The sequence below is a fragment of the Hominilimicola sp. genome (assembly GCF_046972485.1).
Classification (GTDB): domain Bacteria; phylum Bacillota; class Clostridia; order UBA1381; family UBA1381; genus Hominilimicola; species Hominilimicola fabiformis.
In genome coordinates this window covers 26,322-35,346 of record NZ_JBKVWU010000013.1, presented here as the reverse complement: position 1 = coordinate 35,346, position 9,025 = coordinate 26,322, and the positions used below count along the sequence as shown (strand labels likewise).

The window sequence follows — 9,025 nt, the reverse complement described above, 5'->3', positions numbered from 1 at the left end:
ATAATACATATAACCAGTTAGGAAATAGAGATGAGAGTGATATTTATCTCTATAACGGAACTGTTGTGGGTTTGGATTATGTTGAAAAAGTATCAACTTTTGCAAATCATAATTTAGCATTAATTGATGGTACTGTATATGCATGGGGACAAAACGATAGATACCAATTGGGGCATACAAATGGTGATGTAAATGCAATACCTACACAGGTAGAGTTTTTTAATGCTGATGGCAGTGTTCCTAATATTGTTGATATATCTGCAGGTGGATGGTTCAGCCTGGCTCTTGATAGCGATGGAAATGTATGGGCTTGGGGAGATAATAAATATGGTCAGTTTGCAAATGGAGAAACAGGCTATTGTTCAGCAATTCCAAGGATTATAATGAGTGGAGTTTCAAAAATTAGTGCTGGAAAATATCATGCGTTGGCTATCAAAGATGGAGTTGTATATGGTTGGGGTAGAAGTGCTGGTGAATATACATTAGGTAAAAATGCAGTATATTCACAGTCTACACCGATTGAAATAGCAGGATTAACAGATACTGTGACTGATATAGAAGCTGGAGACAGATGTAGTTTCTTTATTACTGCTGACGGCGTTTATGTGTTAGGTGCAAATGAGAACGGACAGCTTGGCAATGGTACAACTACCAATATAAGCATTCCTACATTATTAGATATTTCAGCAGTAGAAAAAATAGAATCTAATGGTACTACGTTGTTCTTAACAAGTAATGGTGATGTATATGCTTGCGGTCAAAACACATATGGTCAACTCGGACAGGGACATACTAATACACGTTATACTGAACCAACAAAAATACCTGGAAATGATTATGATAAGATCGCGAGTGGAGGATATCATAATTTATTATTTAAATGTAATGAAGAATACCCTGAGGATCAATGGTATTACAGAAATGCTACGGTATATGCAATAGGACGTAATGACAGTGGGCAGTGTATTCAAACAGCAGGTGCAAATATAATATATCCAACATCTGTAATTGAGATAGAAAATACAGAGGATACTGGGCCTTTTGCATGGGATTCTAATCATATTCGACCCATGGATGCTACATATGTATCGCAGAATGGTTGGAATTACGCTGAAAATTATTACGGTGAAAATACTATAAATGTACGATATACTAATAAGGAGTCCGGTGCTGATGGGTGGGGAGAATATTCATATTTGAAATTTGATATTAGAAATATTCCAAAAGAACGTATTACATCAGCAAAGTTGCATTTATATGTGGAAAATGAAGGTGATATGAGAGAATCCGTAAGAACAATAGGTGTATATGATACATATGAAAACAACTGGGACGGACAGTTGATGACATGGAAAGAAGGTCGTGTTGGTTCAAGAACACTGATAGATACATTTACAGTTACAGCTACGGGTTATATGATAGAAGATGTAGGATGGCATGAAATTGATATTACTGATTATTTGAAAAATAATTGTATTGATGATGAATTATCTTTGATGTTGAAGATGATATCTACTCAGGCATATCAGACCGTTATTACTTCTGGTGTGTATAATGATGCATTTACATTACAAGATATGATGACCAATAAAAACATTCCTGTTTTGGAAATAGAATATGACTCGGAAGATAGTTCGGTGTCAAATCGGAAAGAATTTAATGCATCGGCCGATACATACATATCACAACATAGCACGGAATATAGTACAAATTTCTCGAATAGTGAATATTTGTGCGTAAATTATACACCTAATGAAATAGGCAATGGAAGTTGGGGGCAGGATTCGTATTTAACATTCAATCTTGATGGAATAAATGAATTAGAAAGAGCAAATATAGGGTCTGCAAAATTATGGTTATATGTGGATCCCAAAAGTGATGTTCGAAAGTCACTACGCAAAATCACAGTTTCGGGCAATAACGGTTTGAAATATAGTGCAGACACTATATCGTGGAGCAGAGGCAGATTTTTTGGAAAGTATGAATTGGGAGGATTTACGGTAGAAGGTAATGGATATGAAGTTTTAACTTCGGGTTGGAAACAGATTGATGTTACAGATTTTGTAAAATCAACTGATAGTCAAGAAGTAGAATTTATATTAAAAATGGTATCAGAAACACAACATCCGATAAAAATCCATTCATCTGAATATTCTGATGAAAGTACAAGACCAAGGCTGATTATTGATATGCAGCCTATTGATATTTCACAAAATTATTTTACAAATGTCCCCTTGAATGAAAGACTAATGTATAAGTTTATTCCAACTGCAACGAATGAATATATATTTACGTCAGTTGGAGGAAACGGTTTAACAGCTGTGTTGTTTGATGAGAATATGGAACAGTTAAGTGTGTCAGAGAATGCAGGAGGAGAGTTTAGGGTTAGATATAGTTTTGAAACTGGGAAAAAGTATTATTTAAAAGTTTCATCTAAAGAAAATTTAGAAGGGAATTATAAATTGTATTTAGAAAAGCCTTTTGAATTATTACGTATAGAATAGAAAAAGTGTTATTCATCATGAAAATAAAATTTAAGATTAAAGAAAGGAATATCATATGAAAAGGAATGTTTTATTTATAATACTTATGCTTTCCGTATTGTTCCAAAATTCAGCGTTTATTTTTGCAGAAGAAATAACAGATGAAACAACTGAATTTGGTACAGGGTTAGCTGATATGAGCGATGAACAATGGGCTGAGTTTAATGCAAAATTACCATTGATTGTTGATGTGAAACCGAATGAAATTGCACTGTCAAGAGTTGAAAATACCGAAAACCAGTTATTTTCAAATTCTGATGAAGAAATAATAGCCGAAAAAATAGGTAGTGAGGTTAGCTACGTTTATCCGGGAGATATGAGTTCTGGTAGTATAGCATCAAGTGAATTTCCATTATCGGATGCGGTAGATGTAAGCCAATCGCTCACATTTCCGCCTATTGGTAATCAAGGTTCAATAAATTCTTGTGTGGCGTGGTCTTTAGGATATTATCAGCTTACAAACAATAACTGCGTTGCAAGAGGTACAAAAGCAAAAACATCATCAGGAGCCGCTGTTAAAGAAAATATTATGTCTCCGAGATTTATATATTCGTTAGTAAATGGTGGTAAGAATGTCGGTACCTATTATGATGAGGCTTGTGCCGCCATAATGAGCTATGGTTGTCCTAATATTAAAAGCTACTCATATAACATTACTAAATCAAATCTTAAAGAATGGTGTATTAATACAGACGTTTGGAATAGTGCTATTTATAATAAACCCAGAAGAATTTCATATGAATCTAATAATTCAACGGAACCAATTACCGCCACTACTCCTTTTGTAATCAATATCAAAAGACTTTTATCAAATGGATATGTTGTAACAGTTCCTACATTTGTAAAATCTTTTGTTTATACAACAAATACATCAACAGGTGCTTATGGATGCAGATATATGAAAAACACAGAACTAGGTGCACACGCAATGACTATTGTTGGCTATGATGATGAGTTTTGGGTTGATGTAAATAATAACAAAAAAAAGGATAACGGTGAAATAGGAGCTTTTAAGATTGCGAATTCTTGGGGTGCATCAGCATCAAACTATACTAATGGTTATTTATGGATGTCTTATGATGCAATTGGTTCTGAAAGTGCTGTTTCTAATGCTCCTAAATCAAGAGCTGCGGCATTTGATACATATTATTTTATTGAACCTGAAACAGAATATACTCCTCTGTTGGTTGCAAATGTTAAAATGACAACGAAAAAAAGAAATCAAGTTGCTGTTAAAGTGGGCATATCTAACACAGATACAACAACTCCAGACGAGTTGATCAGCGTTGTGAATAATTATAATATTGCTTTCAATAATGCTTCTCAAAGCTGGGTTTCAGAAGATACAACAATTCTTGACAAAAACTTTACAGGTGGTACATCAAACCAAACTGTAACAATTCCATTTGACTTAACACCTGTTATAAAAAAGGCGTATGACTCAGTTGGTTTTACAGAAAAAACAAGTAAAAGATTGTATATAGAGGTTACAGACGCAGTAAATAATAACGATAATATAACGCTTAAAGATGTAACTATTGTTGAACCAATTACAGGAAAAACAATAGCTTCTTCAAATACAAGTGACCTTGTTGCCATTAACAACAGTGTTACAAAAACTGTAGATTTTGAAATTACCCCTTTTGTAGGCTATGATGAAAATCAAGATATTACACTTGTTTTTAATAACAATATTCAGGCAAGTACCGTAGCGAATAATATATATTTATCTAAAGATGATAACATCATATACCCCAAATGTGATGTTATAGATAACAGAGTTATTATATCGCCACCAACTAACGAATACACTACTGATACAGATTATGAATTACATATTGGAACGGGCGTTAAATCAAAAGGTGGTAACAGCATGCAATCCGAAAGAATCATTTTAATTTATATTCTTGATGAATATTATGTATATTAGTAAAAGTTAACATATCTTAATGAAAGGTAGTGAATAAGCTATGAAAAAGATAGCTGTGAGTGTTTTCCTGATTATTTTATTAGCAAGCTTTTGTATTTCATCAAATGCAGAAATAAATACCAATTATTATATAAGTAATGTTTTAGCATTACAAGGGGAGGAGTATGGTACAAATATAAAAGCGGCTGTTTATGGTTTTGAAGAAACAGATAATTTATCTTTAAGAGTCGGCGAATTAAAAAATCCTAATAATACCCTTATTGATAAAATATCAGAATATAAATCACAAGAAGAAGAAGTTATTTTTGTAGAGCTTACGGCGTATGATACAGAGAAAGATCTAAAAATAACGCTGAACAAAACTGTAGATATGAAAATAACACTATCTAAAAATGGTTTGGGTTCAGGTTTTGCAGGATGTATGGGTAAAAATTATAAAGTTTTGAAAGTTACTGACAATGTTAAAGAATTATCAGTAGTTGAAAATTCATTATATGATGTTACTTTCAAAACTGATGAATTAGGCATATATGCTGTTATATACAACCCCTATGCTATATCCCTATCATTTATGCTTGACAACGAAAATCAATATTGTCAAATTGATAATCTATCTAAATTGTCAGTTGTAGATCTTCCGGAATCTCCACAAAAGAATGGATATAATTTTGCAGGCTGGTATCAACGTGAAAACGGAGAAGGCTTATGTTTATATTCTGGCATAACATTGGCAGAAGTTGCCACTCCAGTTGTTTATGCATACTGGGTTGAAGATAGTATAGAAAAATATCCTTCTACTGATTCATCAATGCTTGAATGCTTGACTTTTGATGCAGAAACAGGAACGATAACAAAGTGTGATACGTCTATTTCAGGTGAATTGGTTATACCGCAGGAGATTGACGGTGTTGCTGTAACGGAAATTGGGGCAAATGCGTTTGCAAGTTGCAAAAATCTTATAAGTGTCACAATACCGGGAAATGTAAAAAAAATTGGCGATTATGCTTTTTTCAATAATTGGAAATTACAAACGGTAACAATGTGGTGTGGGGTAACAAATATTGGGGATAGTGCGTTTAGTGCTTGTAGAAAGCTAACGAACATATCAATTCCTGATAGTGTTACATCAATCGGTTGTAATGCATTTTATAATTGTACGTTGCTTACAAATGTAACGATTCCGACCAAACTTACTAGGCTTGGAGATTATGCTTTTAAATATTGTATCAACTTAGCAACTGTCACCATTCCTGATACGCTTGTTAATATACCGACAGATGCTTTTTATGGTGACACTAACCTTACAAATGTAACAATAGGAAAAGGTGTAAAACTAATAGGTACGAATGCATTTTACGGGTGTACGAGATTGACAGAAATAAAATTACCGGAAAATGTAGGAAGTATAAATGATATGGCTTTTTCAAGGTGTGAAAATTTGAAGAAAGTTGTTATTCCCCAAAGTGTAATCAACATCGGTGCAAATGTGTTTAGTGAAACGTCAGAAGAATTTAAAATATATGGTTACGGTGATTCATATGCAAAAATATATGCCGATGAGAAGGGTATTACTTATGTAGATATAACAGAACCAGATTCAACGCCCATGCCGTTACCAACTATAGACCCTATGCCTACACCGACACCAGGTCCACAAGTTATTACAGTCGAACCTCCTATGGCAAATGTAGAAAGCGGTAAGGTTGCATATGGAACTAACGTGACTTTGAATCCTAAAAGTGCCCATCTGGCATATTCGATAAATGGTGGAGAATTTGTTTATAAGTATTTTGCAGACACCATTACCATTACGGAGGATACAACAATAACAGTTAAGTCATGGATAGATGCACTTGAACCTAATACGGAGTATATCATTAAAGAAGCTACATATACATATACGGTTGATGAGGAAACAGTACCGAAGTATCCATATGTTATAAAAGAAATGTCGTTATTATCAGTGTCGGGTGAGGAGTTGAATGATATTCCAAACGATTCAAGCTTTATTGTTGAAGTGACACTGAATGAAGTACAGAATCGAACAGAAAAGGATTATATTTTTGTTGCAGTATATAGCACAGATGGTCAATTACTTAATCTAGACTATGTAAAGGGAGATTTTATAGTAAATGCAGAATGTTCATTTGGATTTAATATTCCAGCAATAAAAGAACCTGTTGGTGCGGTTAAAGCGTATGTATGGAATTCCTTTAATTTAATGGAGCCATTGGCAGAGAGTAAGACTTTATTAATTTAGTAATATATCTATATTGAAAAACGATAACCAATAAACAGAAAAAGCAGTATTTTTGTTAAAGATACTGCTGGTGAGAAATTAATAAAAATATGTCAGTTTATAAGTGGCACATAAAAAAGAAAAGAGACATATTTGTTAAGGGGAATCAAACGGGATGTATAAGTTTCGAGTCAAAAAGGTTATTGTTGTAGTGGAATTGAATAAAATTATTCAGGATGCAACTGAAGGAGAAAAATATGCCCAAAAATGTTGTACAGCTGAACTTAAAAAGGATTAATCATGATAATTCATGTGATGAAACTTTTGAATGCTTTGAGTGCAGTGGCACAAACAGAATATGTAGAGTTATAGATGGATGCTATAAATTTCCAAAACGCATAAGTGCTATTTTAGTTGCAGATGAATTAGGATTTTAATTAAGATGCTGATTGTAAAAATAAAGATTATAGTATATTATAGAGCTGGAGGCTGATTATTAAAGACAAGATATACGTTAAAAATTAATTATCAACAAGCCGAATTTGTCAGATAAAAATAGACAAATTCGGCTTATTTGTTTTTATATTAACCAATAAAATAATTATAAATTTATACAATATTAACAAAAGTCGAATGATTAAAAAATAAATTTCCTTTTTTCGACTGATTTTACGATTTATTATTAATAGAAGGGTAAAGAAAAACACTTTTCAAAATTGGATATGAAGGGAGGGAAATGTGTGCCAACCTCTTCGTATGATAATAATGAAAAGCTTGAATGGAAAAAATTTGACCAGTACAGTTTAAGTGTTATTCATTCGATTTCCGTTGATGAAAAACGAAAAAGAAATGCAAAGAAAAGACAATGCGATTTAGTAAGTTATGATATAGATATACTTTCGGAGAATTTTCTTGATATGCACGTTATTTCCGATGATGACGGTCATAGCGGTGAAATAAGTATAGAATGGCTTTATGAAGCTATGCTGAATCTTAGTGACAATTTAAAAGAGGTATTGTTATTAAAATTTTGGTATAAATATTCTCGCAAAGAAATATCAGAAAAACTTCGAGTATCCGAAAAAACAATTACTAATTGGAAGAATAAAGCATTTGAGTACATAAAGAATTACAGAAGGAGAATATTAGAGCGTGATATTCGCGGACCTTAAAAATGATATTGTAAAAAAGGCGATTAAGGGTGAACACGAGGCACAAGAATATCTTTTGAATCGCTATGACAGTTATATAAATAAAGTATCAATGGTTACTGTATTTGATAAATACGGTGTCCCGTACAGATATGTAGACGAAGATTTAAAAGCAGAAGTTCAAATGAGATATTTAATAGAACTTTCTAAATGTGAGGTAATATAAAAATGATAACAATACAAAGTGATTTATTTGAGTTTGCTTATGTACCCGACTGGTACAGGCATCTTCATGATTTAAAATGTATGGCATTGCCGGAGGCATGGCAGTTCAAGAAACCGGCAGTTGAAACAAAGAATGCAGAAACACCGATATTGGAACGGTATATACATACAATTTTTCGTAAACAGGCTATTGAATTCAACTCAGAACAAGAAGATAATAAAGCATTAAAATATTTTTACATTGAGAATGAATGTGCCTGCTTTCATACAGGATTATACACCCCGAGCTATAAAGGCATATACGGTTGCTTTTTCAGAAATAAAAAGCAGGATTCTATGCTTGAATGGTATTTTAAAGGCTTTTGTGATGAAATGTCACCGTGGCTTAAATATATAGAGCCGTTGCCTGAACGGCCGGTGTATCATATGGCACAGCAAGGTTTGAATTTTAATCCCGAATGGTCAATAAGGGTAAATGTTGAGCATATTTTGGGTGATGAAGAAAATCTAAATAGAATTCCCGCAAAAATAAGAAAGGCTAAAAATTTGCCGTTGCTGTTGGAAACTGCGGTGGAACTTGCAAGGCGAAAAGCAGTTATAGAACCGGGACTTATTTCTGCACAGGGATATATGGGGAGAGTGCAATATTTACTTCCGATATATCTTACTAAAATGAATAAGCCGGATTTGGCAATGACACTGACAGTTATGGACGGATACTATTTAGGGAATACTTGTCTGACTCTTGAAATGGCATATCTCAATGCTCGGGCAATAGCCAAACCGTCAGCACCATGGCTTTTGGAACTTATAAAATAATTAAAAAACAGAATGCTTGGTAAACAGTTCTTTTTCTGAACTGTTTACCAAGCTTTTTTTTATTATCAATGAAAAGGAGATTTTTATATGAAAACTTAATTCAGAGCCGAATGGCTTG

At 33.2% G+C, this 9,025-nt stretch carries 6 protein-coding genes; all 6 read left to right on the top strand.

All coding sequences use genetic code 11. The features are described from left to right. Window positions 1-2,504: DNRLRE domain-containing protein (locus ACLTU0_RS03245; protein WP_412321384.1), on the top strand; the 2,504-nt coding region annotated here is incomplete at its 5' end. Between the two features lie 55 nt (window positions 2,505-2,559). Beyond that, complete coding sequence (locus ACLTU0_RS03240) at window positions 2,560-4,473, top strand: Ig-like domain-containing protein (RefSeq protein ID WP_412321383.1); 1,914 nt, start codon at window positions 2,560-2,562, stop codon at window positions 4,471-4,473. 40 nt (window positions 4,474-4,513) lie between these two features. Next, window positions 4,514-6,733 carry a leucine-rich repeat domain-containing protein gene (locus ACLTU0_RS03235; RefSeq protein WP_412321382.1) on the top strand — a complete coding sequence of 740 codons (2,220 nt, stop codon included), beginning with the start codon at window positions 4,514-4,516 and terminating at the stop codon, window positions 6,731-6,733. A gap of 719 nt (window positions 6,734-7,452) precedes the next feature. Continuing rightward, window positions 7,453-7,884, top strand: coding sequence for an RNA polymerase sigma factor (locus ACLTU0_RS03230; protein ID WP_412321381.1), 432 nt, complete (start codon window positions 7,453-7,455; stop codon window positions 7,882-7,884). Then, window positions 7,865-8,089, top strand: a complete 225-nt coding sequence (locus tag ACLTU0_RS03225; protein WP_412321380.1) for a helix-turn-helix domain-containing protein — start codon at window positions 7,865-7,867, stop codon at window positions 8,087-8,089. Before ACLTU0_RS03230 ends, ACLTU0_RS03225 begins: the two co-directional genes overlap by 20 nt. A 2-nt stretch (window positions 8,090-8,091) precedes the next feature. Further along, the gene (locus tag ACLTU0_RS03220; RefSeq protein WP_412321379.1) at window positions 8,092-8,907 is read left to right on the top strand and encodes a DUF3825 domain-containing protein; all 816 of its coding nucleotides are present in this window, start codon (window positions 8,092-8,094) and stop codon (window positions 8,905-8,907) included. The last annotated feature ends 118 nt before the right edge of the window (window positions 8,908-9,025 follow it).